25 protein-coding genes are annotated in these 25,263 nt (G+C 71.6%); 10 read left to right on the top strand and 15 right to left on the bottom strand.

Annotated features, from left to right (window positions below; all coding sequences use genetic code 11):
* The first annotated feature begins 147 nt into the window (after positions 1-147).
* Both AAHG03_RS14605 and AAHG03_RS14600 read left to right on the top strand, forming a co-directional pair.
* The gene (locus AAHG03_RS14605) at positions 148-795 is read left to right on the top strand and encodes a class I SAM-dependent methyltransferase (RefSeq protein WP_342151404.1); all 648 of its coding nucleotides are present in this window, start codon (positions 148-150) and stop codon (positions 793-795) included.
* Positions 796-934: 139 nt separating this feature from the next.
* Positions 935-1,279 (top strand): hypothetical protein, encoded by a 345-nt coding sequence (locus AAHG03_RS14600; protein WP_342151403.1) that lies wholly within the window; start codon positions 935-937, stop codon positions 1,277-1,279.
* Positions 1,280-1,500: 221 nt separating this feature from the next.
* On the opposite strand, the gene deoA is transcribed toward AAHG03_RS14600, so the two are convergent.
* The 4 genes from deoA to AAHG03_RS14580 are packed head-to-tail and all read right to left on the bottom strand — an operon-like array spanning position 1,501 to position 4,811.
* Positions 1,501-2,811 (bottom strand): thymidine phosphorylase, encoded by a 1,311-nt coding sequence (gene deoA, locus AAHG03_RS14595; RefSeq protein ID WP_342151402.1) that lies wholly within the window; start codon positions 2,809-2,811, stop codon positions 1,501-1,503.
* Complete coding sequence (gene deoC / locus AAHG03_RS14590) at positions 2,808-3,551, bottom strand: deoxyribose-phosphate aldolase (RefSeq protein WP_342151401.1); 744 nt, start codon at positions 3,549-3,551, stop codon at positions 2,808-2,810. Before deoC ends, deoA begins: the two co-directional genes overlap by 4 nt.
* Positions 3,552-3,562: 11 nt before the next feature.
* Positions 3,563-4,375: a purine-nucleoside phosphorylase gene (locus AAHG03_RS14585; RefSeq protein ID WP_342151400.1), complete on the bottom strand. Its 813-nt coding sequence runs from the start codon at positions 4,373-4,375 to the stop codon at positions 3,563-3,565.
* Positions 4,365-4,811 (bottom strand): cytidine deaminase, encoded by a 447-nt coding sequence (locus tag AAHG03_RS14580; RefSeq protein WP_342151399.1) that lies wholly within the window; start codon positions 4,809-4,811, stop codon positions 4,365-4,367. The genes AAHG03_RS14585 and AAHG03_RS14580 overlap by 11 nt, the downstream gene beginning before the upstream one ends.
* A 349-nt stretch (positions 4,812-5,160) precedes the next feature.
* On the opposite strand from AAHG03_RS14580, the gene AAHG03_RS14575 reads away from it, so the two are divergent.
* Complete coding sequence (locus tag AAHG03_RS14575) at positions 5,161-5,385, top strand: DUF2093 domain-containing protein (protein WP_342151398.1); 225 nt, start codon at positions 5,161-5,163, stop codon at positions 5,383-5,385.
* On the opposite strand, the gene lpxK is transcribed toward AAHG03_RS14575, so the two are convergent.
* The 3 genes from lpxK to AAHG03_RS14560 are packed head-to-tail and all read right to left on the bottom strand — an operon-like array spanning position 5,360 to position 8,387.
* Entirely contained in the window at positions 5,360-6,349 is a 990-nt protein-coding gene (gene lpxK / locus AAHG03_RS14570) for a tetraacyldisaccharide 4'-kinase (protein ID WP_342151397.1), read from the bottom strand. The two genes, AAHG03_RS14575 and lpxK, sit on opposite strands and share 26 nt — an antisense overlap.
* The gene (locus AAHG03_RS14565) at positions 6,349-7,653 is read right to left on the bottom strand and encodes a 3-deoxy-D-manno-octulosonic acid transferase (protein WP_342151396.1); all 1,305 of its coding nucleotides are present in this window, start codon (positions 7,651-7,653) and stop codon (positions 6,349-6,351) included. Before AAHG03_RS14565 ends, lpxK begins: the two co-directional genes overlap by 1 nt.
* Positions 7,650-8,387, bottom strand: coding sequence for a lysophospholipid acyltransferase family protein (locus tag AAHG03_RS14560; protein WP_342151395.1), 738 nt, complete (start codon positions 8,385-8,387; stop codon positions 7,650-7,652). The genes AAHG03_RS14565 and AAHG03_RS14560 overlap by 4 nt, the downstream gene beginning before the upstream one ends.
* A 203-nt stretch (positions 8,388-8,590) precedes the next feature.
* On the opposite strand from AAHG03_RS14560, the gene AAHG03_RS14555 reads away from it, so the two are divergent.
* Positions 8,591-9,532, top strand: a complete 942-nt coding sequence (locus AAHG03_RS14555) for a metallophosphoesterase family protein (RefSeq protein WP_342151394.1) — start codon at positions 8,591-8,593, stop codon at positions 9,530-9,532.
* Positions 9,533-9,699: 167 nt separating this feature from the next.
* Here the strand turns inward: AAHG03_RS14555 and AAHG03_RS14550 are convergent, their stop codons facing one another.
* Positions 9,700-10,179: a response regulator gene (locus tag AAHG03_RS14550; protein ID WP_342151393.1), complete on the bottom strand. Its 480-nt coding sequence runs from the start codon at positions 10,177-10,179 to the stop codon at positions 9,700-9,702.
* A 357-nt stretch (positions 10,180-10,536) separates the two neighbouring features.
* Here AAHG03_RS14550 and AAHG03_RS14545 point away from each other — a divergent pair, with 357 nt between their 5' ends.
* Together AAHG03_RS14545 and AAHG03_RS14540 are read left to right on the top strand one after the other, a co-directional pair.
* Positions 10,537-11,370, top strand: a complete 834-nt coding sequence (locus tag AAHG03_RS14545; RefSeq protein ID WP_342151392.1) for a cold-shock protein — start codon at positions 10,537-10,539, stop codon at positions 11,368-11,370.
* A gap of 83 nt (positions 11,371-11,453) precedes the next feature.
* Positions 11,454-11,693 carry a hypothetical protein gene (locus AAHG03_RS14540; RefSeq protein ID WP_342151390.1) on the top strand — a complete coding sequence of 80 codons (240 nt, stop codon included), beginning with the start codon at positions 11,454-11,456 and terminating at the stop codon, positions 11,691-11,693.
* Positions 11,694-11,864: 171 nt separating this feature from the next.
* Here AAHG03_RS14540 and AAHG03_RS14535 read toward each other — a convergent pair whose 3' ends face one another.
* A complete protein-coding gene (locus AAHG03_RS14535) occupies positions 11,865-13,532 on the bottom strand; it encodes a glucan biosynthesis protein G (protein WP_342151389.1) in 1,668 nt (555 codons plus the stop codon).
* A 34-nt stretch (positions 13,533-13,566) separates the two neighbouring features.
* On the opposite strand from AAHG03_RS14535, the gene mdoH reads away from it, so the two are divergent.
* Complete coding sequence (gene mdoH, locus AAHG03_RS14530; protein WP_342151388.1) at positions 13,567-15,498, top strand: glucans biosynthesis glucosyltransferase MdoH; 1,932 nt, start codon at positions 13,567-13,569, stop codon at positions 15,496-15,498.
* A 12-nt stretch (positions 15,499-15,510) separates the two neighbouring features.
* On the opposite strand, the gene AAHG03_RS14525 is transcribed toward mdoH, so the two are convergent.
* Positions 15,511-15,927 carry a tautomerase family protein gene (locus AAHG03_RS14525; RefSeq protein WP_342151387.1) on the bottom strand — a complete coding sequence of 139 codons (417 nt, stop codon included), beginning with the start codon at positions 15,925-15,927 and terminating at the stop codon, positions 15,511-15,513.
* Between the two features lie 16 nt (positions 15,928-15,943).
* The gene (locus tag AAHG03_RS14520) at positions 15,944-16,771 is read right to left on the bottom strand and encodes an SDR family NAD(P)-dependent oxidoreductase (protein ID WP_342151385.1); all 828 of its coding nucleotides are present in this window, start codon (positions 16,769-16,771) and stop codon (positions 15,944-15,946) included.
* A gap of 117 nt (positions 16,772-16,888) precedes the next feature.
* Here AAHG03_RS14520 and AAHG03_RS14515 point away from each other — a divergent pair, with 117 nt between their 5' ends.
* From AAHG03_RS14515 to sorU, 3 genes are all read left to right on the top strand, one after another.
* On the top strand, positions 16,889-17,842 hold the full coding sequence (locus AAHG03_RS14515; protein ID WP_342151384.1) for a GlxA family transcriptional regulator: 954 nt from the start codon (positions 16,889-16,891) through the stop codon (positions 17,840-17,842).
* A gap of 328 nt (positions 17,843-18,170) precedes the next feature.
* Positions 18,171-19,400 (top strand): SorT family sulfite dehydrogenase catalytic subunit, encoded by a 1,230-nt coding sequence (gene sorT, locus AAHG03_RS14510; protein WP_459558962.1) that lies wholly within the window; start codon positions 18,171-18,173, stop codon positions 19,398-19,400.
* A 17-nt stretch (positions 19,401-19,417) separates the two neighbouring features.
* On the top strand, positions 19,418-19,741 hold the full coding sequence (gene sorU, locus AAHG03_RS14505) for a SorU family sulfite dehydrogenase c-type cytochrome subunit (protein ID WP_342151461.1): 324 nt from the start codon (positions 19,418-19,420) through the stop codon (positions 19,739-19,741).
* A gap of 6 nt (positions 19,742-19,747) precedes the next feature.
* Here sorU and AAHG03_RS14500 read toward each other — a convergent pair whose 3' ends face one another.
* The 4 genes from AAHG03_RS14500 to AAHG03_RS14485 form a co-directional block, all read right to left on the bottom strand.
* Complete coding sequence (locus tag AAHG03_RS14500; protein ID WP_342151382.1) at positions 19,748-20,788, bottom strand: threonine aldolase family protein; 1,041 nt, start codon at positions 20,786-20,788, stop codon at positions 19,748-19,750.
* A 299-nt stretch (positions 20,789-21,087) separates the two neighbouring features.
* The gene (locus tag AAHG03_RS14495; RefSeq protein WP_342151381.1) at positions 21,088-22,854 is read right to left on the bottom strand and encodes an ABC transporter ATP-binding protein; all 1,767 of its coding nucleotides are present in this window, start codon (positions 22,852-22,854) and stop codon (positions 21,088-21,090) included.
* Positions 22,855-23,101: 247 nt separating this feature from the next.
* Positions 23,102-24,454 carry an MFS transporter gene (locus AAHG03_RS14490; RefSeq protein ID WP_342151380.1) on the bottom strand — a complete coding sequence of 451 codons (1,353 nt, stop codon included), beginning with the start codon at positions 24,452-24,454 and terminating at the stop codon, positions 23,102-23,104.
* The gene (locus AAHG03_RS14485; RefSeq protein WP_342151379.1) at positions 24,451-25,137 is read right to left on the bottom strand and encodes a PRC-barrel domain-containing protein; all 687 of its coding nucleotides are present in this window, start codon (positions 25,135-25,137) and stop codon (positions 24,451-24,453) included. The genes AAHG03_RS14490 and AAHG03_RS14485 overlap by 4 nt, the downstream gene beginning before the upstream one ends.
* Positions 25,138-25,263: the final 126 nt, after the last annotated feature.

The raw sequence follows: 25,263 nt of genomic DNA, 5'->3' as shown, positions 1-25,263 counted from the left end.
GCTCCCCGCCGGGTCGTGCTCCGACCCGGCGCGCTTGCGCGTCGCGCTCGGCATGTCGTCGGGTTCTTCGCCGGGTTCTCGCCACCGCACGCGGTCCGCGAGCGGTTTCACCCCGTCCTTCCACTCCTGATCCGAGGATCATCGGTCGTGCCGCCGCTTCGCCGTTCCAGCGCCCGAGCCGTCGCCGCGACCCGCCTCCGGGAGGGGCGCGACCCGCTGGAGGACGAGGCCCGCTTCCTGCGCTCGTGGTTCGAGCGCCCCCTCGTCACCGGCGCCGTCACCCCCTCGGGCAAGATGCTCGCCCGCACAATGGCCTCCTATGCCGACCCGTCGGTACCGGGCCCGGTGATCGAACTCGGTCCCGGCACCGGCCCGGTCACCGAGGCGCTGATCCGGCGCGGCTTCGATCAGGAGCGGCTGATCCTCGTCGAGTACAATCCGGATTTCTGCGCGCTGCTGCGCCGCCGCTTCCCCCGCACCACGGTGATCCGCGGCGACGCCTACAGCATCCGCGAGACGCTCGGCAGCCTCCTCACCGAGCCTTGCGCCGCCACGATCTCCTCGCTGCCGCTGTTCACCAAGCCGCTGGAGAAGCGGATGGAACTGCTGCAGGACGCCCACGACGTGATGCAGCCGGGCGCGCCCTTCGTGCAGTTCACCTACGCGGTGGTGCCGCCGATCCCGGCCCGCTGCGAGGCCGGCAGCTACACCGCCAGCCGCTCCAACCGGGTGTGGCTCAACTTGCCGCCGGCCCGCGTGTGGGTCTATCGCCGGCCGGCCAAACCGACCGCCTGACACGCTTCCGGCGGGGTCTTCATCCGGCTCGGAATTGTTTCCGTTTGTCGGAATCCGTCTCAGGCTCCGTTCATGGCCGAACTCCCAGAGTCTCGATCCGAGGCCGCCACCGGGCGGCCGGACGACAAGGAGTTCACCGATGTCGGATACCCCTTCGACGAAGCGCTTCCGCCGCACGCTCGCCGCTCTCGCCGTGCTCGCCGGCGGGCTGATCGGCGCGCAAGCCGCGCAAGCCGCCCCGCTCGCGGCCCCGCCCGGCGCCGCGCTCGCCGCCGACACCGCGGTCGAGACCGTGCAGTGGCACGGTCACGGCGGCTGGGGCCACCGCCGCCATCACTGGGGCCATCACCACGGCTGGCGCCGCCATCACCACCATCATCACCACGGCTGGGGCCATCACCGCCGCCACCACTGGGGCCACCATCGCCACCGCCATTGGGGCCACCACCACGGCTGGGGCCACCGCCGGCACCACTTCTACTGAGCCGACGGGTTCGAGGGACCGCGCGCAGGGAGACCGGCGCGCGGTCCCTTTTTTTGCCCTCGCCTCGTCCCACCCCACCCCCTCATCCTGAGGTGCGAGCGAAGCGAAGCCTCGAAGGAGCCCTCCAGGGATCGCGCGACTTCCGGAGCCCTCCTTCGAGGCTGAGCTGACGCTCAGCACCTCAGGATGAGGGGGTGGGGTGGGACAGGCCGGGGCCGCGATCAGCCCACGCGCTCGATGATCGCCGCCCGCGCCACCGGCGCCGTCTCGCCGATCCGGTAGGCCGTCTGTAAGGCCACCGCCGCCCGCTCCGCCGCGGCCTCATCCGCGGCGTGGACGGTGCCGAGGGGATCGCCGCTCCCGAGCCGGTCGCCGGGCCGGGCCAAGCCGGAAAACCCGACGCGCGGGTCGATGTCGTCCTGCGGCCGGGTGCGCCCGCCGCCGAGCCCGATCACCGCGAGGCCGACAGTGCGGGTGTCCACCGCCTCGACCGTGCCGGCGCGCTCCGCCGCCACCGGCCGCACCACCGGCGCCGCCGGCAGATGCCGCTCCGACGTTTCCAGTAAATCCGACGGGCCGCCGAGCGCGCTCACCATCCGGCCGAAAACCTCGGCCGCGGCGCCCGTGTCGAGCGCCACCTGCAACCGCGCTTCCGCCTCCGCGCGGTCGGCGGCGAGACCCCCGAGCATCAGCATCTCGGCGCAGAGCGCCATCGTCACCGCGTGGAAGCGCGGCTCGCGGGCGCGGCCGGTGAGGTAATCGACGGCGTAGGCCACCTCGACGGCGTTGCCGGCGGCGGAGGCCAGCGGCGCGTCCATGTCGGTCAGCAGCGCGCGAGTCGGCAGGCCGGCGGCGTTCGCGACCGTGACGATGCTTGTCGCCAGCGCCCGTGCCTCCTCGTCCCGCGCCATGAAGGCGCCGGAGCCGGCCTTCACGTCCATGACGAGGCCGCCGAGGCCCGCCGCCAGCTTCTTGGAGAGGATCGAGGCGGTGATCAGGTCCAGCGACTCGACCGTGCCGGTCACGTCGCGGATGGCGTAGAGGCGCCGGTCGGCGGGCGCGAGGTCCGCCGTCTGGCCGATGATGGCGCAGCCGGTCTCCCGCACCACCGCGCGGAACCGGTCGAGCCCCGGCGTCACGTCGTAGCCGGGGATGCTGGCGAGCTTGTCCAGCGTGCCTCCGGTATGGCCGAGGCCGCGGCCCGAGATCATCGGCACGTAGCCGCCGCAGGCCGCGACCAGGGGGCCGAGCGCGAGGCTCACCGTGTCGCCGACGCCGCCGGTGGAGTGCTTGTCGAGGACCGGGCCGGGCAGGTCCCAGTCCAACACCGTGCCGGAATCCCGCATGGCGCGGGTGAGCGCGACCCGTTCGTCCAGGCTCAGCCCGCGGAAGAACACTGCCATGGCGAAGGCCGCCGCCTGCCCCTCGGTGACGCGCTCCGCGGTCAGCCCGGCGATGAAGCCGGCGATGTCGGCCTCCGACAGCGCCCGCCCGTCGCGCTTGTCGCGGATGATTTCTTGGGGGAGCCTCATGCTCCGGTCTCCACGGCGCGGATCAGGTCGTCGAGGAGCGAACTGGCGCCGATGCGAAACGTGTCCGGGCTCACCCAGTCCGGCCCCATGATGCGGTCGGCGAGCGCGAGATAGCGCGCGGCATCCTCGACCCGGCGCAGGCCGCCGGACACCTTCAGGCCGACCCGACCGCCGTTTTCACGGATCGCGAGAAGCATGGCTTCGGCGGCCTCCGGCGTCGCGGAAACGGGAGTCTTGCCGGTCGAGGTCTTGAGGAAGTCGGCGCCTGCCTCCAGCGCCAGCCGGCTCGCTTGCGTGACCGTCTCGGTGTCGGGCAGCATGCCGGTCTCCAGGATCACCTTGAGCCCCTTCGCGCCGCAGGCCTCGCGCACGGCCGCGACCATAGCGCGGGCGGTCTCTGAATCGCCCCGCAGCAGCGCGCGGTAGGGCAGCACGAGGTCGATCTCGTCGGCGCCGTCCTCAATCGTTGCGCGAGTCTCGGCCACGGTGCCGGCCACGTCCTCGCCGCCATCGGGAAAGTTGACCACGGTCGCGATCCGCACGCCGCTGCCGGCCAGTGCCTGCGCGGCCCCCGCGACGAAGCGCGGCCAGACGCAGACCGCCGCCACGGCGTGGCGTTGCGCGCGCTCGCAGAGCCCGCGAACCGCCTCTTCCGTGGAGCCCTCGCTGAGGTCGGTGAGGTCAAGGAGCGCGATGGCGCGGGCGGCCACGTCCTGGGGCAGGGGATCGGCGGCTGTCATCGCAAAAAAGCTCACGATTCGGGAAGGCGCGCCGCGAAGGCGGCGGCGAGGCGGGCGAGGTCGGCTCCGGCGCGGGCCGCCACCGCCTTGGTCTCGGCGTGGTGCGGATCGCCCCCCGCGATGCCGGCGGCAAAATTCGTCACCGCCGAGACGGCGGCGACATCGAGGCCGAGGAAGCGGGCCAGGATCGTCTCCGGCACGGTGGACATGCCGACGAGGTCGGCCCCGAGACGCCCCGCCATGCGCACCTCCGCCGGCGTCTCGAAGCTCGGGCCGGAGAACCACGCGTAGACGCCCTCGTGCAGGATGATCCCCTCCGACTCGGCCGCGGCACGGAGCGCGGCGCGCAGACGGGGGGCGTAGGCGTTGGTCATCGGCACGAACCGGGCGTCGCTCGCCTCGCCGATGAGCGGGTTGAGGCCCGAGAGATTGATGTGGTCGGTGAGCACCACGAGGCTGCCGGGGCCGGCCTTCGGCATCAGCGAGCCGGAAGCGTTGGTGAGAAGAACCCGCTTCGCCCCGAGCGCCGCGACGGTGGCGAGCGGCACCCGCATGGCGGCGGGATCGCCGCGCTCGTAGGCATGCGCCCGGCCCTCCAGCACCAGCACCGGCCGCCCCCCGAGCGTGCCGCGATGCAGCCGCCCGCCATGGCCGGACACGCCCGGCGCCGGGAAGCCTGGAATCCTTTGGTAGTCGAGGCTAATGCGCCCTTCCACCGCCTCGACCAGGGCGCCGAGCCCGGTCCCGGTCACGATCGCCAGGGCGACGGGGCCGGCAAAGCCCTTTTCGCGCAAGGTGGCGACGCCAGCGTCCTCACTCGGCATCGAACGTGTGCTCCGGCAGATGCTCGGGGCCGAAGGAAGCCGGCAGCAGCGCCTCCAGGGTGAAGCGGGCACGGATGCCCTCGGGGCCGGCGGCGAGGATCGGGGTGTCCGGCCCGGCGAATTCGCGGATGCGCTGGCGGCAGGCGCCGCAGGGCGTGACCGGGGCGGGGCTATCGGCCAGGATCAGGATCGCCCGGATGCGCCGCCCGCCGCCCGCGATCATCGCGGCGATGGCCCCGGCCTCGGCGCAGGTGCCGACCGGATAAGCCGCGTTCTCGACGTTGCAGCCGGCATGCACGCGCCCCGCCTCGTCGGCGAGCGCCGCCCCGACCGAGAACCCCGAATAGGGCGCATGCGCCCGCGCGCGCACGGCGGAGGCCGCCGCGAACAGGGCGTCGAGATCGGGATTTTTGGCGGGGGCGGCGGGTGCGGTCATGACACCGTTTGGCCCGAGGCCGGGGCTCGTGTCGAGGGGCGGTCCGTCGGCATGGATCGCTCCGGACTTCGGCCGACCTGACATCGCCCCCCATTCACCACTCCCGTCATTCCGGGTCGCCGCAGGCGAACCCGGAATCCACCCGTGATGCGGGATGCCCGGTTCAAGCTGCCTCGTTGCGGCCAGTCGTGGATTGCACGCCTCCGGCGCGCCCCTTCGGGTCCGGGTTCCGCTACGCGGCCCCGGAATGACGGGAGTTGTCTTTACGAAGGATCGGTGCCCCAGTCTCGACAGCGGGAGGGACGCCTTCTATGCCGAACCCTTGCGGGGACGGCAGGGAGCCGGGGACATGCTCGGGCGCTACGATCGGGGTTCGAACAACGGCGAGGCCAAGGTCGAGTTCGGCGACGGCACCATGCGGGTGCTCAAGCCCGGCACCTTCGTGCGCTGCGCCGTGACCGGTGAGGCGATCCACCTCGACGCGCTGCGCTACTGGAACGTCGATCGCCAGGAGGCCTACGCGACGCCGGAAGCCGCGATGCAGCGGCTCAAGGAGATCGGCCGGGCGCCGTAAGCGCCGCCAATCGATGCCGCAGGCGCGCGGGATCGTCGAAGGCGAGGGCGACCCGCAGCACGTCCACGCGCTCGCCCGCGGGGAGTCGCACGGCGTCCTTCTCGGTGGTGACGAGGTGCGCGCCCTCGCGCTGCGCCAGCACCCGCAAGGCGTCGAGATCGCCGGCCCGGTAGGGATGGTGATCCGAAAAACCTTTCGCGGCGACGATCCGCGCGCCGAGCCCGGCCAGCGTGTCGAAGAATTTCTGCGGCCGGCCGATGCCGGCGAAGGCGACGACCGGCCGGTCCTTCCAGCCCTCCGGCGCCTCCGGCACCAGCTGGGCGCGATGCACCGGCAGACCCCGTGCCGCCGCCTCCCGTGCCAGCGCCTCGCCCGGCGCGCCGTCGCCGATCAGCACCAGCCCGCCCAAGTGCCGCCATTGCCGCGCCAGCGGTGCCCGCAACGGGCCGGCCGGGAAGGGCAGACCGTTGCCGATCCCTGCGCCTGCATCGACCACGGCGAGCGAGAGGTCTTTTCGCAGGCTCGGGTTCTGAAGCCCGTCATCCATCACGATCACGTCCGCGCCGAGGTCGGCGCAGAGCCGTGCCCCCGCCGGCCGGTCGCGGGCCACCACCGTCGTCGCGGCCTGCGCGAGCAGCAGCGGCTCGTCGCCGACCTCCGCCGCGGAGTGCGAGGCGGGATCGACCGCCACCGGCCCGGCGAGTCGCCCGCCATAGCCGCGGCTGAGGAAGGCCGGGCGGCGCCCGAGATCGTCCCGCAGCATCCTGGCCAGCGCCAGGGCGGTCGGCGTCTTGCCGGCGCCGCCGAGGGTGAAGTTGCCGACGCACAGGACCGGGCAGGGGGCCGCCTCGCCGGGCCGGTCCATCCGCCGGGCGGTCAGCGCGCCGTAGAGCGCGCCGGCCGGTGCCAGCAGCCGGGCGAGCGGATGCGCGGGCGAACGGTGCCAGAAATCCGGCGGGCGCATCAGGCCCGTTCGCGGGCGGCGAGCTTCATCTGCGCGACGTAGGGGTCGAGCACCGCGAGCGTACGCCCGACCGCGCCCTCGAAGGCGGCGAGCGCCGTCTGCCCCCGCCGCGCCATCTCGGCGGTGCGGCCGGGACCGGCCACGAGGTCGGCGACGGCGGCGGCCAAATCCTCCTCGTCGGAGACGAGGCGCGCACCGCCCGCCTCGTCCAGCGCGCCGTAGGATTCCGAAAAGTTGAAGATGTGGGGCCCGTGCAGCACGGCGCTGCCGAGGCGAACCGGCTCGATCGGGTTCTGGCCGCCATGCTCCACCAGCGAGCCGCCGAGGAACACCAGCGGGCAGAGCCGGTAGAACAGGCCGAGTTCGCCGAGCGTATCGGCGACGTAGAAGTCGACGTTCGCCCCGGGGCGCCCGTTCTTCGAGCGCCGGCTGGTGCGCAGGCCCGCTTCCGCCGCCACCTGCGCCACCTCCTCGCCGCGGCGGGGATGGCGCGGCACCGCGATGGTGAGGAGGCGCGGGAAGCGATCCTTGAGTCGGGCGTGGACGCGGGCGACCACGGCGTCCTCGCCGGGATGCGTGCTCGCCGCGACCCAGATCGGGCGATCCCCGACCATGTCGCGCAGATATGCGAGCTGCTGCGCATCCGCCGGGGGAATCGCGGAATCGTATTTGAGGTTGCCGACCACGCTGATGCGCGGGGCGCCGAGGCGGGCGTAGCGCTCGGCATCGGCCCGGGTCTGGCACAGGCACACGGCGATGCGCGAGAGAAGCGCGCGGGCGGTGCGCGGCGAGCGGGCCCAGCCCTGGTAGGAGCGCTGCGACATCCGCCCGTTGACGAGCACCAGTGGGATGCCGCGCTCGTGCAGGGCGACGACGGTGTTGGGCCAGATCTCGGATTCGGCCACCACCGCGAGGTCGGGCTGCCAATGGGCGAGGAAGCGCTCGACCCAGCGCGGCGCGTCGAGGGGCATGTATTGATGCACCGCGCCCGCGGGCAGGCGCTGGCTCAAGAGGTCGGCGGCGCTGCGGGTGCCGGTGGTGACGAGCACCGAGCAGCCGCGGGCGATCATGCCCTCGATGAGGCCGACCAGCGACAGCGCCTCGCCGATGCTGGCCCCGTGCATCCACACCAGATGCCCGACCGGCCGGGCACGGCCGGGGCAGCCGCGCCGCTCGGGCAGGCGGGCCGGGTCCTCCTTGCCGCGGCGGGAGCGCCACGCCAGCAGGCCGGCCACCGCGGGCTCGCCGAGATAGAGCCCGTAGCGGTAGACCCGGAGCGCGGCGGGAAGCGGCGGCACCCTCACGCGGCCTGCTCCACAGCGGAGCCGACCACGCGGTCGGGCCGGCCGACGAGGGCGTAGGCGCGGTCGTGGACGCGGTTCAGCTCGGCCTGGACGCGGGCGCGGTAGCCATCGACCGCCTCCGGCTCGATCTCGCGGGGGACGAAGATCGATTCGCCGAACACCATGGCGCCGCGGCCGAAGGGCAGGCCGAGGCAGGCCCGGTCCCAGGAGTTGAAGCGGATGTGGCGGCCCGTCACCACGGCGACGGGGACGATGGGGCAGCCGGAAAACCGCGCCAGCATGATGATGCCGGCATCGCACACCCGCGAGACCTTCGGCACGTCGGCCGAGAAGGCGACGGTCTCGCCGCCTTTGAGCGCCTTCACCATGGCGCGCAGCCCCTCGGCGCCGCCCTTGGCGCGGGCGTCGCGCACCGTGCGGCCGCGGGCGCCCGACGCCCGCATCACCCGCACCCCCATCCGCTCCAGCGCCATGGTGTTGATGTTGCCGTCGGGGGAGCGCGAGATGATCGTGGCGACCCGGTCCTGCGGGCGGCTCATGAACGAGATCATCAGGTGCTGGCCGTGCCACATCGCGGCGATGAACGGGCCGTGGGCGTCGAGGCGCTCGTAGACGTTCCCCGGCTCCAGGGTGAAGCGGTTCGTGCGCTTCACCAGCCGGAGATAGCCGTAGGCGATCCGGCTCAGCACCCGCTGGACCGCGGGCTTGCGGCCGATGGTCTTGATCAGGCCCATGGGCTCGGACCGCTCCGCCTCTTGCCTCGAATGATCGAATCGGGCGCCGCCCGGGCCGGGTGTCTAGCCCCGGCCCGCGCCGGGTGGCAACGCGGCCGGACGCACGACCCGCCGAGTCGTGCCGCAATGCGGCGGAGTTCGGGCGTTCTCATGCCGCGCAGGTGTTGACGCGCACGCGCGATACCCCGATGCGGAGCCCCGCAATGTTCAGGCTCGCCCATCTCACCGATCCCCATGTCGGGCCGCTGCCGCGGCTCCGGCTGCGCCAGCTCCTGAGCAAGCGCGCGACCGGCTACGTGAACTGGCACCGCGGGCGGGGACGCCATCACGACATGGACCTGCTCGGCGCCCTCGTCGCCGACCTGCGGGCGCAGGGCAGCGACCACGTCGCCTGCACCGGCGACCTGTGCAATCTCGGCCTGCCCGACGAGTGGGACACCGCCCGCATCTTCTTGGAAGCCTTAGGCCCGGCCGACCGGGTGAGCTTCGTGCCGGGCAACCACGACGCCTATGTCCGCGGCTCGCTGGAGGGCCTGCTCGGCACCTGCGGCGGCTGGACCGCGGCCGACGACGGCCGCTGCGGCCTGTTTCCCTATCTTCGGCGCCGCGGGCCATTGGCGCTGGTCGGCCTGTCCTCGGCGATCCCGACCAAGCCCTTCGCTGCGACGGGGCGGCTCGGGCCTGCGCAGATCGATGCGGCGGAGCGCCTGCTGCGCGACCTCACTGACGACCCGGAGCGGCCCTGCCGCGTGGTGATGATCCATCACCCGCCCCATCCCGGCGGCGCGGCCGCGGGCCGCGAACTGAAGGACGCCGCCGCCTTCGCGGCGATGATCGGCCAGGCCGGGGCCGACCTGATCCTGCACGGTCACAATCACGTGGGCAGCGTGGCGGGCATTCCGGGGCCGGACGGGCGCCCGGTGCCGGTGGTCGGCGCCCCCTCGGCCTCGGCCCGCTCGCTGCTCCTGAACCGGCGCGCGTCGTACTACCTCTACACGATCACGCCGGAGGCGGCCGGCCACCACATCGCCGTGGTCGAGCGCGGCCTCGACGCCGAGGGCGGCATCGCCGAGCTCTCCGCCTTCGACATCCGCACGCCCCCTGCCGACCGGCTCGGCCCCGCCCCGAAAAGGGGGCGGCACTGAGGGACTTCACGACCGGCTCATCCCAACAGTCCCCCTCATCCTGAGGTGCTCCGCGAAGCGGAGCCTCGAAGGAGGGCTCCAGGGATCGCTGAGACTTCTGGATCCCTCCTTCGAGGCCGCTCACGCGGCACCTCAGGATGAGGGGGACGGGTGGGAGACGCGCGGCGTCAGTTCAGCCCCATCCCCTTCGAAATCCCGTTCGTGCGCGGCAGCGGGCGCAGCAGGCTCTTCACCTGCGAGAAGGGGCGAGGCCGGTTGATCACCTCGTCGAGGCGCGACCATAACGTCTTGGGCGAGAAGGGTTTTGCGATGATCTCGTTGACCCCGAGCGAGATCGCCCGGTCCACCACGTTGCGCCGCGGCTGGGCCAGCATCAGGATGATCGGCACGGTCGGCGAGGGCGAGGTCGTCGGCGTGCGGGCCAGCCGGATGAACTCCTCGCCGGAGAGAATCGCCAGATCCCAGTCGAGGATGGTGAGGTCCGGCTTGCTCTCGGCCAGGACGCCCAGCGCCTCGGCCCCGTCGGGCGCCTCCAGCACGCGCTTGATGCCGACGCGCATCAGCATGTCGCGCACGATGCGGCGGATGTAGAGGCTCTCGTCCACGACGAGGGCCGAGAGGTCCGGGAAGGTCGGGGTGGCGATCATCGGCGGCTCGGGGCCGGCGCGCGAATGCGGCCGGTCTCGGGGCGCGAGTCTAGCGGCGGCCGGTTTGCGCTTCCCTAAGGAGACTTGCGCAACATCGCTGGACTTGGAACGATTCTCGTGGAGGCCGGCGAAAACGCCTAAAAACCGTGCCGCTACGCAGTTCACACCGAAAATCGGCGGGCCAAGGCACGGGCGGGTTAGAAGTTCCTTGCGGTTCGGCCCCGATTGCGTCAGACCTGAGGCATCGATCTCGGTATCCGCTGCCGAGGGGATGATAGTGCGAGGCGTGGGCTGTCTCGGGATAGCGCGCACGCGGTATTCGAGACGTGGCGGGCGGACGGTTTTTGCGAGCTTTCAATGGGACGTGGTCGTGATTTTCGGGGGCCGCAGAAGCGCGGCTTCGACGAGGGCGGTGCCGAGCCTCAGTGGCCGGACCAGCTGCCCCCGAGCAGTGGTGGGTACGGTGGCGGCGGCAACCGCTTCGGTGGCGGTGGCGGCGGCTACGGTGGCGGCGGCGGTGGCTTCGACCGCGGCCCGTCGCGGGGCGGCCCCGCGGCTGCGGCGCCTACGGGCCCGGAGCGTGACGCCACTGTGAAGTGGTTCAACAAGGAGAAGGGCTTCGGCTTCGTGGAGCTCGGCGACGGCTCCGGCGATGCCTTCCTCCACATCCGCGCGGTGGAGGCCGCCGGCCACGACGACCTCCTGCCCGGCACGCGCCTCACGGTGCAGACCGCCCAGGGCCAGAAGGGTCCGCAGGTCACTGCGGTCAACAGCGTCGACACGTCGACGGCCGAGGCGGCTCCGCCCCGGCGCGAGGGCCCGCGCTTCGGCGGCGGCGATCGCTTCGGCGGTGGTGGCGATCGCTTCGGCGGTGGTGGCGACCGCTTCGGCGGCGGCGACCGTTTCGGCGGTGGCGGTCGTGACCGCTTCGGCGGCGGCGATCGTGGCGGCGGCGGTGGCCGTTTCGCCTCCGGCCCGTCGGTCGAGATGACCGGCACCGTGAAGTGGTACGACCCGGCCAAGGGCTTCGGCTTCGTCTCCGTCAACGACGGCGGCAAGGACGTGTTCGTGCACCGCTCCGCCCTGTCCCGCGCCGGCCTCGACTCCCTGGCCGAAGGCCAGCAGGTCACCCTCGGCGTGGTCGAGGGCCAGAAGGGCCGCGAGGCCTCCAGCGTCAGCGTCGATTACTGATCGACGGTTCAACTGATTGACGAAGCGGCGGCCTCAGGGCCGCCGTTTTCGTTTGTCGGGATGCCGGTGAGGAGGAGCAGCGGATGCGTGGGACGACGGCGTTCTGTCTGGGCCTGCTGCTCGGCACCGGCCCGGCCGCGGCCGAGGATTTCACCGGCTTCTATGCCGGAGTGAACGCCGGCTGGGCGTTCGAGCGCGGCCGCGACGCCGCCGCGCCCCTGCCGCCGACGGGCGCCGACCGGGACGAGCGCGGCCTGCCGCCGAGCGTGGCACGGATCGAGCAACAGCGCCGCCCCGAGACGCCGACCGGGCGCGGCCGCTGAGCGCCTTCGCTCCCACCCAACCCCCTCATCCTGAGGTGCCGCGAAGCGGCCTCGAAGGAGGGCTCCAGGAATCGCGCGATCCGCTGGAGCCCTCCTTCGAGGCTTCCGCTTCGCTCCAGCACCTCAGGATGAGGGGGTTGGGTGGGAGGGGCCGGGTGAGCGGGTGACGCGTTACGCCACTCCGTCCCAGGTCTCCGTAATCACTTGGCCGGCGTGGCTGAGGCGGGCGCGGAGCACCACGTCGCCGGGGGGCATCGGTTCGGGCGGGCGGAACTCGGCGTAGAGGCGCCAGCCGCCGGTCTGGGGGACGCGCTCGGCGTAGGGCTCGACGAAGGCGCCGGCGCTGGCCGAGAGGGCGACGTCGATGGGCGCCTTCGGGTCGTCGGGCAGGCCCGGTCCCTCGAAGTCGATGGCGTAGAGGCGGCGCTTCGGGCTCGGCGGGTTGGTCGGGCGCAACCGTTCGGCTGACCCGACCCTACTCGAAACGACCCGCGCCAAAGGCGGTGAAATCGCCGCCACGGGCTCCGCCCCGACGGTGACGAGCGCGTAGGTGAGGTCGATCCGCCGGCCGGCCTCGACACGAGCCTCGGGCACGAAGGCCGCGACGATGTTGTCGGTCGCCTCCTCCCGCGACGGGATCTCGAACAGCCGCACCGCGCCGGGTCCGAAACCCGATTCGGGCCGGACCCACAGGCCGGGCCGATCCTCGTGGCGGGCCTGGACGTCGAGATAGGCGGCGAAGCGCCGCTCGCGCTGGAGCAGCCCGAACCCTTCGAGCGGCGCGGCGCGGAAGGCCGAGGTCTGCGGGGCGGACCGGCCGTTGGTGAGCGGGCGCCAGAGCCGGTCGCCGGGCGTCTGCACCAGCAGCCCGTCCGAATCGTGCACCTGCGGGCGGAAATCGTCGAAGGGGAGGGCGCCCCGCGCGCCGGGGCCGTTCTCGCCGTCGATGAACATGCTGGTGAGCGGCGCCAGCCCGAGATTGGCGATGTTTTTCCGCGGGAACAGCGCGGCGGTGACCGCAAGCGTCGAGGGATCGCCCGGCGTGACGCGGAAGCGGTAGGCGCCGGTTAGGCTCGGGCCCTCCAGCAACGCCAGCACGGTGATGGAGCCGCCCTCGACCGGGCCGATCCAGAAGGTGGTGAAGTCGGGAAATTCCTCGCCGGTCGGCGCTCCGGTATCGACCGCGATGCCGCGCGCCGAGAGGCCGTAGATCTGACCCTTGCCGCGCAGCCGGAAGTAGGAGGCGCCGAGAAACACCAGGAATTCTTCCTGGGCGTCGGGTTTCGCCGCGTCGAAGGCGTGGGCGATGCGGAAGCCCGCGTAGCCGAGCGCGGCGGGGTAGGTGCGGTCCTTCAAGGCCGGCCCGAGATCGAACAGTTTTGGGTCGTAGCCGAACGGCTCGGGCGCCTGTCCGGGCCGCTGGAAGAAGATGTCGACGCGCCGGGGCTGCAGCCCGCCGCGGTGGAACGGCTGCAGCGAGAAGCCGGGGCCGAGCGCCACGGTCGCCTCCGGGCGAGGGCGGATTCCTTGCGTGTCGTCGTAGCTCAGGCTCTTCAGTTCGGCCGGCAGGTCGTCGTCGTGCGGGCGATAGGCCGAGCGGGCGAGCGATTCGGCGCGGGCCGCCACGTCGTCGAGGGTCACGGGGCGGGCTTCCGCCTGCGACGGTGCTCCGGGTTGTGGTGGGGAAGCGGTCTGGGCCATCGTTCTGGCGGCATTCAGGTCGAAGAGGCTAGGAACGATAACGCCGGATGCCCCGGCGAGCCCGAGCCGCACCACCTGCCGCCGCGAGATATCGCCATCCGCGCGCGCATCCCCGTCTTCCCCCGACGGTCCCTTCATCCGCTGATCCCTCCCGCGAGTGTCGACGCCGACCATGTCCAGCCCAGACTTGCCGCAGGTCGATGCGCCCGTCGAGACGGGCCTTACCCCGGCCCGGCCAGCCGGGACGGGACCGGCGCCTCGCCCGGCCTCGTTCGGCCTGCGCCGCCTCGCGCTGGTCGTCCCAACGCTCGCGACCGCGGGAGCGATCCTCGCGCTGGCGCTCGCCGCCTACGGCATCCCGGAGACGTGGCTCGGGCGCATCGTGCTCGGCCTGTTCGCCGTGCTGATGGCGTGGCAGTCGTTCACGGCGTGGCAGTACCTCTACGGGCTGATCGCGACGGGACTAGGGGATCGCGTGCTCTCGCCGCTGGAGCGGCGCGCCGCCACGATCTCGTCGCGCCCCACGGGCCTGAGCCGCACGGCGGCGGTCGTGGCGATCCACGCCGAGGACCCGATCGCGGTGTTCTCCGCCATCCGCGTCATGGCCCGCTCGCTCCAGCGCGAGGGCGGTGACGGGTCCGACATCGACATCTTCGTCCTGTCCGACACCCGCGAGGGCGCGATCTCGGCGATCGAGGAGCACGAATTCGCCCGCGCGGTCGCCTGGGCCGAGCGCGAGGGCCGCGGCATGCCGCGCATCCGCTACCGCCGCCGGGCCAGGAACACCGGCCGCAAGGCCGGCAACATCGCCGAGTTCTGTGAGACCTACGGCGGCGAATACGACTTCATGATCGTGCTCGACGCCGACAGCCTGATGACGGGTGCGGCCATGCGCAAGCTGGCGCGCCTGATGGAGGAGAACCCCCGCGTCGGCCTGATCCAGACGGTCTCGTATGCGGCCGGGCGCGACACCCTGTTCGCCCGCATCCAGCAATTCGCCGTGCGGCTCTACGCGCCGCTGAGCTTGCGCTGCCTGGAGACGTGGCAGGGGCCGGACGGCTCGTATTGGGGCCACAACGCCATCCTGCGGATCGCGGCGTTTTCGCAGAACGCCGAGCTTCCGGTGCTCTCGGGCAAGGCGCCGCTCGGCGGCGAGATCCTCTGCCACGACATCGTCGAGGGCGCGTTCCTGCGCCGCGCCGGCTGGGAGGTGCGCCTGTTGCCGGAGATGGGCGGCACCTGGGAGGAGATGCCGACCAACCTCATCGACCTGCTCGGGCGCGAGCGGCGCTGGTGCCAGGGCAACCTCCAGCATGTCCGCGTGCTGCCGATGAAGGGCCTGCGCGGCGCCAGCCGCTGGCATCTCGGCGTCGGCATCCTCGGCTACTGCGTCTATCCGCTTTGGATCGCCTTCCTGGGCCTCGGCACGTGGCAGGCGGCGAGCCAGGGCGAACTCGGCCTCCTCGGCTACGGCTTCGACGGCGGCAACCCCGCGGCTTACGGCCTCGCCGCCCTCGTGGTCGCCGTGATGGCGCTGCCGAAGCTCCTCAGCCTCGGCTACGTGCTGACCTCACCTCAGCGCCGCGCGGCCTTCGGCGGCACCGGCTCCCTACTCGTGAGCGCCGCGATCGAGCAGGCGATCTGGGTGCTGCTGTGGCCGGTGATGGCGCTGTTCAGCGCCGGCGCCGTGGTCTCGACCCTGTTCGGCCGGGTGGTGCGCTGGGACGCGCAATCCCGCGACGACCGCAGCGTGCCGTGGGGCGAGGCCTGCCGCCTCCAGAGCGACGCGGTGGCCGCCGGGCTCGCGCTCACCGTCCTCGTCGCGGTGGCCGGATTCCCGTGGCTTGCCGCCTGGATGGCCCCGGTCGCCTTCGCCCTGCTGACGAGCCCGGCCCAGAGCGTGCTCACCAGCTCGACCCGCCTCGGCCTCGGCTCCAAGGCCCGCGGTCTCTTCCTCACCGAGGACGACACCCGGCAGGCCGTGGAACTGGCCGAGCTGCATCAGGGGCGGGTGACCGGCATGGCATCCGTGACCGCGGGCGAGCCGGTGGCGTGGCTGCCGGGTTCGATCGACGCCTCGGGGGTGTCCTCGACGCCGCGGTGAAGGGTCGGTTCCTCAGGATCGTCCGTATCGCGGGTCACCGCTCATCCGGCGACCATTCGGGACTGATCCCCCGAGGGCCGGATGATACATCTCGTCGCCCGTGTGCTGCGTGAACTCCACGTTGAGGCGGTCCTCGGACAGGCCGAGCACCGCGACGCAATGGGCGCAGAGCGCCTTGGCGACCGCCATCCGCAACTCGGCGGAGCGCCCCCTGCGGATGTCCAGCATCATCACGGAGACCGGAACCGGCTCACCGCCGGTCTCCGGTATCCGCCAGACGCCGCCCGCGCCGAGTTCGCGGATGGCGACGCTGATCCGCCGGATATCGACCGACATCATCTCCGCGTAGGTCCGGCTCATCAGCGCGGCGAGGCGCTGCTTGGAGGCCACGGAATACGTGCCGGTGACGTCGAGCTGAAGATACGGCATGGGCGTTCCTTGAGGCTCAGGCCGCGCTTGCCGTGTCGAGGCCGTAGCGCGGCGCGGGCTTGGCGTTGTTGAACTTGGCGGAGATGGCGCGGCGGTCCTCCTCCCAGCGCGTCCAGTCGCCGACATCCTGCAGGCCCGGGATCGTGACCATCTCGCCCTGGTCGAGGCCGGCGAGCGCGGCATCGACCAGATCGGCCGCCGACATGGTGATCGCCGACGTCTTCTGCGCCGCGTAGCCCGCGACATCCCAGAACTCGGTGGCCGTCGCGCCCGGCAGAACGGTCTGGACCCGCACGCCCTTGTCCGCGAGGTCCTTCTGGAGCGAGTGGCCGAAGCTGAGGACGTAGGACTTCGAGGCGCTGTAGACGCCGTTGAGCATCTCGACCGCGATGCCGACGACGGACGCGATGTTGACGATGGTCCCCGACCCGCGCGCCGCGAAGGCCGGCGCGACCGCGTATGTCAGGCGGGTCAGCGCGGTGATGTTGAGCCCGATCATGGCGTCCATTTCGTCCACGTCGGCCTTTAGGATCGAGGCGACGGAGCCGATGCCGGCGTTGTTGACCAGCAGGGTGATGCGCGCGTCCTCGCGCAGGCGTGCCTCCAGACGTGCGAGATCGTCCTTTCGGCCGAGATCCGCCACGAACGGCTCGACGTGGCGCCCGGTCTCGCGGGTGAGACGGTCGGCGAGCGCCTGCAGGCGCTCCTCGCTGCGGGCGACCAGTACGAGATCGTATCCCCGCTTGGCGAGCCGGTCGGCGTAGACCGCGCCGATGCCGGCGGATGCGCCGGTCACGACGGCGAGGCCCTTGGTGGCGGGGATGCTGCTGGAATGCGTGGTCATCGTCGCTGTCCTCGCTGAGCGCCGGAAGCCGGCGGCGTTCGGTGGAGAAAAGCTACCGTTGCCGGGATGCGACGCAAATGTCATAGTTGCGTCGATTTAAGACATCGGGAAACGGTCATGCAGCGCCTCGGCTTCGTCGTCTATCCGGATTGCTCGGTCATGGCGCTGGCGGCCGTCTCGGCCTTCGAGATCGCCAACGCGGTGGCCGACGAGGCGACCTACGACATCCATTTCGTCTCCGAACGGGGCGGGCCGGTCCGCACCTCGGCCGGCATGACGATGGAGACGCAGGCGCTCGGCGAGACGGCCTTCGACACGCTCGTCGTCGGCGGTGGCAGCTTCGTCCAGACGACGACGCCGGGTCTCGTCGCCCTCGTCAGGCATGCAGCCACCGAAGCCCGGCGCGTCGCCGCGATCTGCACCGGAGCCTTCATCCTCGGCGAGGCCGGCCTGCTCGACGGCCGGCGGGTGACGACGCATTGGATGCATGCGCGTGAGTTGCAGGACCGGTTCCCGAACTGCGCGGCGGAGGCGGACCGGATCTACGTCAACGACGGGCCGATCTGGACATCGGCGGGCATGAGCGCCGGCATCGACCTCGCGCTCGCCCTGATCGAAGCCGATCTCGGCGAAGAGGTGGCGAAGGCGGTCGCCAAGAAACTGGTGCTCTATCACCGCCGGGCGGGCGGACAGTCGCAGTTCTCGACGCTGCTCGACCTCGACGCGAAGTCGGATCGCATCCAGGCCGCCCTGACCTACGCCAAGCAGAACCTCCACCGCCCGCTCTCGGTCGAGGAACTGGCGGAGGCCGCCCGTCTCAGCCCGCGCCAGTTCAGCCGCGTCTTCCATGCCGAGACCGGACAATCGCCGGCCAAGGCGGTCGAGAACCTGCGCGTCGAGGCGGCCCGCGTGTTGATGGAGCGCAGCCGCCATCCCATCGACGCCGTCGCCGACCAGACCGGTTTCGCCGACCGCAACCGGATGCGCCGGGCCTTCCTCCGGGCGTTCGGCCAGCCGCCGCAGGTCATCCGGCGCAATGCGCGCGGTGCGTCGGACCCGGCAAGCGCATAGCGCAGGACGGTCGTTCGCAGCGGAGCCGTGCAGCCGGCGGAACTCGCAGACCGGACACCGTCGTTCTGAAGCATCGTCCCGAAAGGTGGTTTCCGGCTGTCTGAAAAGGACGATGCTCTAGGCCGAGCCGGGTCGTCACGAACGCGATGTCGACCGGTATGACCCGTGGCGTCGCACACCCTTGCCGCTCCGCGATCCGCACGCGCCCTCCCTCGCCGTAAAGTCATCGTGACGTTGGAACGCTTGACCACGGGGTGCCCGCTCGGCAGAAGATTCTTCTCAAGAATACCGAAATGGGGGGACGTCCTGCGTGTCTGAGCCGACGATTCTGCATCGCCGTCACCTCCTCGCCGTCGGCGCGACCGCGGTCGCCGCCGGTCTGACCTCGACGGCTTCCGCCTTCGAGACGGGACAGCCCGGGACGGAGCCGAACAAGGCCGGGGCGGAACCGCCCAAGGCGGGATCGAAGCTGCCGGGTTACGTCGCCTGGAAGGATGCCGAGGCGTTCACCGTCCACTCGAACCAGACGCTCGAAACCAAGCGCGGGCTGGCCGAGGGGGTGATCACGCCCATCGACCGCCTGTTCATCCGCAACAACGTCGCCCCGCCGCCCGAATCCATCGTGGCCGACCGGGACGCGTGGCAGGTCGAGATCGCGGGCGTCGCCAAGCCCGCGACCCTGACCGTGGCCGACCTGAAGCGGATCGGGTTGGCCAGCGTCGCCACCGTCCTGCAATGCTCGGGCAACGGCCGCCGGTACATGCAGGACATGCTGCAACCCGGCCAGAAGATCTCCGGCACGCCCTGGACCGTGGGGGCCGCGGGCTGCGTGATCTGGACCGGCGTGCCGCTGAAGGCGGTGGTCGAGTCCCTCGGCGGGCCGGCCGCGGGGGTGAAGTTCGTCACCGGCACCGGCGGGGAGAGTCTCCCCCCCGGGCTCAAGCCCAGGGACATCGTCGTCGAGCGCTCGGTGCCGCTCTCCGCCCTCGACACGGTGATTCTGGCCTGGGGGGTGAACGGCGCCCCGATCCCGCTTGCCCATGGCGGGCCGCTCCGGATGATCGTGCCGGGCTATTCCGGCGTGAACAACATCAAGTACGTGAAGACGGTGGCGCTCACCGAGGCCGAGACGGACGCCAAGATCCAGGCCACGAGCTACCGCATGCACGGCGTCGGCGAGAAGGCCGCGCCGAGCCAGCCGTCGGTCTGGGAGCAGCCGGTGCGATCGTGGATCGACGCGCCGCTGACGGGGATGTCCGCGGGCCGCACCGTCGTCTCGGGGGTCGCGTTCGGCGGGTTGCACGCGGTGGCGCAGGTCGAGGTGACGGCCGATGGCGGCAAGACCTGGACGCGCGCGCCCTTCGTCGGCCCGGACCTGGGGCCCTATGCGTGGCGCGTCTTCGCCCTGCCGATCGATCTCGGCCCCGGTACGCACGTCCTGGCGAGCCGGGCGACCGATGCGGCCGGCAACATCCAGCCCGACAGCACGCCCCCGAACGGCGGCGGCTACAGCTACAACGGCTGGCGGGGGCCGGCGATCACCGTGGAGATCGGCTGATGCCGCGGGCCGCCTCGATGTCCCTCTTCCCCGCTCTTGCCCTGCTGGGCGGTCTCCTCGTCGCCGGGGCGGCTTCGGCCGATCCGGCCCGGCTCGAACTGGGCAAGCGCGTCTTCACGGAGATCGCCGAGCCGCAATGCGGCGCGTGCCATACGCTGGCGGATGCGGGCACGAAGGGGGAGGTCGGACCCGTCCTCGACGCGTTGAAGCCGGACGCCTCCCGCGTCGCCGCCGCGGTCACCAACGGCATCGGCGTGATGCCGGCCTTCGAGGATCTGACCCCGGAACAGGTCGAGGCCGTCGCGCTCTACGTCGCCACCGTCGCCGGCCAGGCCAAGTAGATTCCCCTACGCCGCCGCCGCCATCGCGCAGGCGCGGATGTCGCGGGCCAGCGCATCGACCCGCTCGATGTGCGAGTCCCACGCGAACATGAAGCGGGATGCGCCGCCGATGAAGCCGTAGAAGTGCCAGCCCCGCGCCCGCAGGCGCTCCTGCGCGTCGGTCGACAGGTCGAGGAACACGCCGTTGGCCTCGACCGGGGCGGCGAAGGAAACGCCCGGTACGTCGGCGATGGCAGCCGCGAGGCGGCGGGCGCAGGCATTGGCGTGGCGGGCGTGGCGCAGCCACGCGTCGTCCTCCAGCATCCCCACCCAGGGGGCCGAGAGGTAGCGCATCTTGGAGGCGAGCTGGCCCGCCTGCTTGCAGCGGTAGTCGAAGTCCTCCGCCAAGGCGGTGTCGAAGAAGACCACCGCCTCGCCGATGGCCATGCCGTTCTTGGTGCCACCGAAGCAGAGCACGTCGACGCCGGCCTTCCACGTCAACTCGGCGGGGGCGGCGTCGAGCGAGGCGCAGGCGTTGGAAAAGCGCGCGCCGTCCATGTGCAGGTGCAGGCCGAGCGCGCGGCAGGTCTCGGCGAGGTGGGCGATCTCGTCCGGCCGGTAGACCCGGCCGGTCTCGGTGGCCTGCGTGATCGTCGCCGCCTTGGGCTTGGGGAAGTGGATGTCGCTGCGCTTGCCCGCCATCGCGCGCAGCGACTCCGGCGTCAGCTTGCCGTTCGGGCTCGCCACGGTGAGGAGCTTCGAGCCGTTGGAGAAGAACTCCGGCGCGCCGCACTCGTCGGTCTCGATGTGCGCCGAGTCGGCGCAGACGACGCTGTGATAGGACTGGCAGAGCGAGGCCAAAGCCAGCGAGTTCGCCGCCGTGCCGTTGAAGACGAAGAACACCTCGCAGTCCGTCTCGAACAGCCGCCGGAAGCCGTCCGCGGCGGCCTGGGTCCAGCTGTCGGCGCCGTAGGCCGGGGCGTGACCGGCATTGGCGGCCACCATCGCTGCCATCGCCTCGGGGCAGATCCCGGCATAGTTGTCGCTGGCGAATTGCTGGTCGGGCACGGTGCGGCTCGCTCCTGCCATGGGGGAGGGCGGGACCGGACCGGTGGGGCCGCCTGAAGCGGGTTAACCTATGAAGCGGGCCGGCCTCCCGCAACCGGACGCTCGGGCTTTGGTGGGTGGCGGCCACTCCCACCCAATCCCCTCATCCTGAGGTGCCGGAGCGAAGCGGAGGCCTCGAAGGAGGGCTCCAGAAGTCTCGGCGATCCCTGGAGCCCTCCTTCGAGGCTGCTGCGCAGAACCTCAGGATGAGGGGGTTGGGTGGGACGAGGGGGATGAAGGATCGTGTCGAACGCTCCGGCTCACGCCGCCGCGAGCGCCATCGACATCGATTCCTTCTTCATCAGCTCGCGGTAGAAGCCGTCGAGATGGGTGAGCTTTTCCGGCGAGCCGTCCTGGACGATCTTGCCGCCTTCCAGCACCACGATCCGGTCGAAGTCCTTCAGCGTCGAGAGGCGGTGGGCGATGGCGATGACGGTGCGGCCCTTCATCAGGTTGGCGAGCGCGGCGCGGATCGCTTCTTCCGACTCGGCGTCGAGGGCCGAGGTCGCCTCGTCGAGGAGCAGGATCGGCGAGTCCTTCAGGATCGCGCGGGCGATGGCGATGCGCTGGCGCTGGCCGCCCGAGAGCTTCACGCCTCGGTCGCCGACGATGGTGTCGAAGCCCTCGGGCAGCGCCTGGATGAAGTCGGTGCAATGCGCGGCTTCGGCCGCCTTCCACACGTCCTCGTCGCTGGCGTCGGGCCGGCCGTAGCGGATGTTCTCGCGTAGGCTCCGGTGGAACATCGAGACGTCCTGCGGGACCACCGTGATGGCCTCGCGCAGGCTCTCCTGCGTAACCCGGTTGATGTCCTGGCCGTTGATGAGGATGCGCCCGCCCTGCACCTCGTAGAAGCGCTGGATCAGCGAGAACAGGGTCGACTTGCCGCCGCCGGACTTGCCCACCAGCCCGACCGTCTGACCGGGCGGGATCAGCAGGTCGAAATCGGAGAAGACGGTGCGCCCGTCCGGGTAGCTGAAGGCGACGTGGTCGAAATGCATCTCGGCGCCGGTCTGGCCGATCAGCGTCTCGGCCTCCGGGTGGTCCACCAGCTCGTGCGGCTGAAGCAGGGTGTGCAGCGCCTCTGATAGGCGGGCGGTGTGCTGGGTCGCGTCCACCAGCGCCACGGCGAGGTCGCGGGTGGCGGCGAGGATGCGGATGCCGAGCGTGCAGACCAGCACGACCTGACCGGTGGTGGCCTGCCCCGCCTCCCACATCTTGATCGACCAGTAGAGCAGGCCGAGGATCGAGACGACGGTGAGGATGGCGTGGGTGATGCGCAGCTTCTCGAGGTAGATCAGCGAGGAGCGGCGCGCCCGCATCTCGGTGCCGATGGTGCCGTCGAAGCGGACGAACTCGCGGTTGAAGGCCGAGAAGGCGCGCACCAGCGGCATGTTGCCGACGAGATCGACCATCTCGCCGTCGACGCTCGCGGCTTTCGCCGCGAAGTCGTGGTGCAGCGGCTTGCCGGCGGACGCCATCTTGAACATCAGCACCACGACCGCGGTGAAGATGGTGGCGAGCACGAGCGCCATCGTGAGGTTCACGGTGCCGATGTAGATGATCGAGAGCACCGCCGCGACGCAGGGCGGCATCACGTTGAACGTGAACATATTCTCGACGGTGAAGATCGCGTTCGAGGTCGCCGTGATGCGCGACGCCAGGGTGCCCGGCTGCCGGTCGGCGAAGAAGGACGGGGCGTGGCCCGTCATGTGGCGGAACATATCGCGGCGGATATCACCCGTCACGCCGACGAAGGTGAAGGCGCCGACGAGCGCGGCCACGCGCCAGAGCAGGTTGTCGGCGGCGATGAAGGCGATCAGCACCGCGAGCGCCGTCCAGACCTGACCGGCGCTCGGCCCCTTGCCCAGCGCATCGACCACACCTTTCAGCGCGTAATCCGTCGAGACCGAGAAGGTGACGGCGCCGAGAACCGCGAACAGGATGACGAGGTGGGGGATGATGCGGCGCTTGAGATAGCGCCCGACGAAGGCGAAGGGCCGGTTGGCGTATTGGCAGAGATCTTCCATCGCGACCGTCAATCCCGATTCGATCAGACCCGCAGGGCGGCGAGGCGCATGCCGTCAGCGCGGCAGGCGCAGGCTGGGCCCGTTAACCGCAACGCGAAGCGTCGCCTTATGTTTCAAGCACGGGCCGCTTTCCCGCGAACTATCGCGGCCAAGCTGAACGGGACTTGAGCGACCGTGCGGCGCAGCATGCACTCCAAGCGCGTCGAGGGGCGCAGGTCAAGGCTCCTGCGCGCCGGGTCGGGACTCATCAAGCGCTTGCGCGATCTTCGGAGCCTTTGCCCCGCGTCTCCGGCATGATCAGCAGCACGAGGACGAGGCCGACCGCGCCCATCACGGCCAATCCCAAAAACGTGCTCTGGCTGCCGAGGTTGTCCGCCATGAAGCCCGCGAGCGCCGTCGAGAGCGCGGCGCCGATGCCCATGCCGGTGCCGACCGCGCCGAGCGCGGTGTTGAAGCGGCCGGTGCCGCGGGTGAGGTCGGAGACGATCAGCGGAACCATGACGCCGAGCACGGACGCCGAGATGCCGTCGAACACCTGGATCGCCACCATCCAGTAGGGGTCGCTGACGAAGGCGAAGAGCAGGCCGCGCACGGGGAGCGCGGCGAAGCCGATGACGAGCAGCGGCTTGCGGCCCCAGCTCTGCGCGAGGCGCCCGACGAAGGGCGCGGTGACGGCGAGCACCGCCTGCGGGACCATGATGCAGGCCGCGACCAGCGCGGTCGCGGTCTCGCTCGCGCGCAGCGTCATCACCGAGCCGACCAGCGGCAGCATCGCGGCGTTGGCGAGGAAGAACAGCACCATGCAGGCGGCGAAGCACAGCAGCGCGCGGTTCTTGAGGAGCGCGGCCATGCCCCCGGCCGAGGGCGGCGTCGGTGCCTCTCCGGCAGCCGCAGGACGGGCCGCCTCGGTGCGCCGCGAGGGGATGAAGCGCAGCGAGATCAGCGCCGGGATGACGAGCGCGCCCGCGAGGTAGAACACCGCGTCGTTCGATAGGTAGTAGCCGACCGCGCCCATGCTGGCCGCGCCCAGCGCGTTGCCGATGGCGGAGAAGCTGGCGTTGCGGCCGAGCCGGGCGCCCGCGTTGGCGTGGCCGACGAGGCCGATCGAGATCGCCGCGATGGCCGGCGTCAGCACGCAGCTCGCCGCCGAGTGGATCGCCATGGCGAGCATGACGATGAGGTAGGTCGGGAAGGCCGCGAGCATCACCGCGCTCATCCCGACCCAGAAGGCCGAGAAGCCGGCGGCGAAGCGCTTCGAGCGCGAGGCATCGACGAAGGCGCCGCCGGGCATCTGCCCGAGCAGGCTGACGAGGCTGCCCACCGTCAGCGCGAGGCCGATGTCGGATTGCGTCCACTTCTGCTGGGTGAAGTAGACCGCGAGGAACGGGCCGAAGCCGGTCTGAAGGTTGGCGATGAAGAAGGTGAAGGCGTCGAGCCCGCGCGCGGCGCTGGGCGGCGGCGCGGCCGGTGTCGGTCCGCCCGTGCCGGGACCCGGGCGGCGGGAGGGGCGCCAGCCGGCCCGGTCCCGCGGATCGGGCCGGGGGACGTCGCGCTCGCGGGGCAGGACCGCCCGCCTCTCCGTCACCGGGATCGCCGTCATTTACCGTCCGGCGTCTTGTTGTCCTGCGGCTTCGCAGGCTCAGCGGGCTTCGCAGGCTCAGCGGGCTTCGCCGGCTCGGCAGGTCTGGCCGTCTCGGCCGGCTTCTCCGGGGCCGGAGCGGGCGCCGCCGCGGGCGTGGGAGCCGGCGCAGGAGCAGGGGTCGCGGCAGGCGTGGTGCCGGCCGGATCGGCCTCCGGCGCGGCGGCGGTGGCGGGGCTCGCGGCGCCCAGCACCACGATCGGCTCGCCGGCCTTGTATTCGGGCGAGACCCGGACCTGATTGCGGTTGAGCTGGAGCACGAGGCGGCCGACCTTGCCCTCGGTGGTGAACTTCAGCACGCGCCAGTCCACCGCGATCTTGCGCGAGCCGACGCCGAGGAAGCCGCCGAAATCGATCACCGCCGCCCGCGGGCGGCCCTCCCGGTCGATGATCACGTCGATGATCCGGCCGAGGTCGTCGCCGTTCATGGCGCGCACGCTCTTTCCGAGCAGGCTCTCGTAATCCTGGGTGTCGAGCACGGTCGCGGGCGTGCCGCCCTGGACCGGCGGCGGCGCCGCGGGGGCGGGGGCCGGGGCCGCGGGCGGCGCCTCACCGGAGCCGTTGGGGCTGGCGTCTCCGGCCAGAGCCACCGTCGGCAGGAGGGCGATCGCCGAGGCCACGATCGTCCGGATCAGTCTGCGCACCCCAAAAACCCTCTCGCCGCCTGGAATCGTCATCGTCGTACCGTGGACGGGCCGCGGCCGGTCGGAGCGAAGCGCGCGGATGTCGCAGCGATGCGCGGCAACCGCGGCGAAGTTATGGACCCGCCG

Origin of the sequence: Methylorubrum subtropicum (genome assembly GCF_038442325.1) — a bacterium.
GTDB classification, from domain to species: domain Bacteria; phylum Pseudomonadota; class Alphaproteobacteria; order Rhizobiales; family Beijerinckiaceae; genus Methylobacterium; species Methylobacterium subtropicum.
Note: the sequence above shows the minus strand (reverse complement) of the source record. Positions and strands in the feature narration are given on the sequence as shown.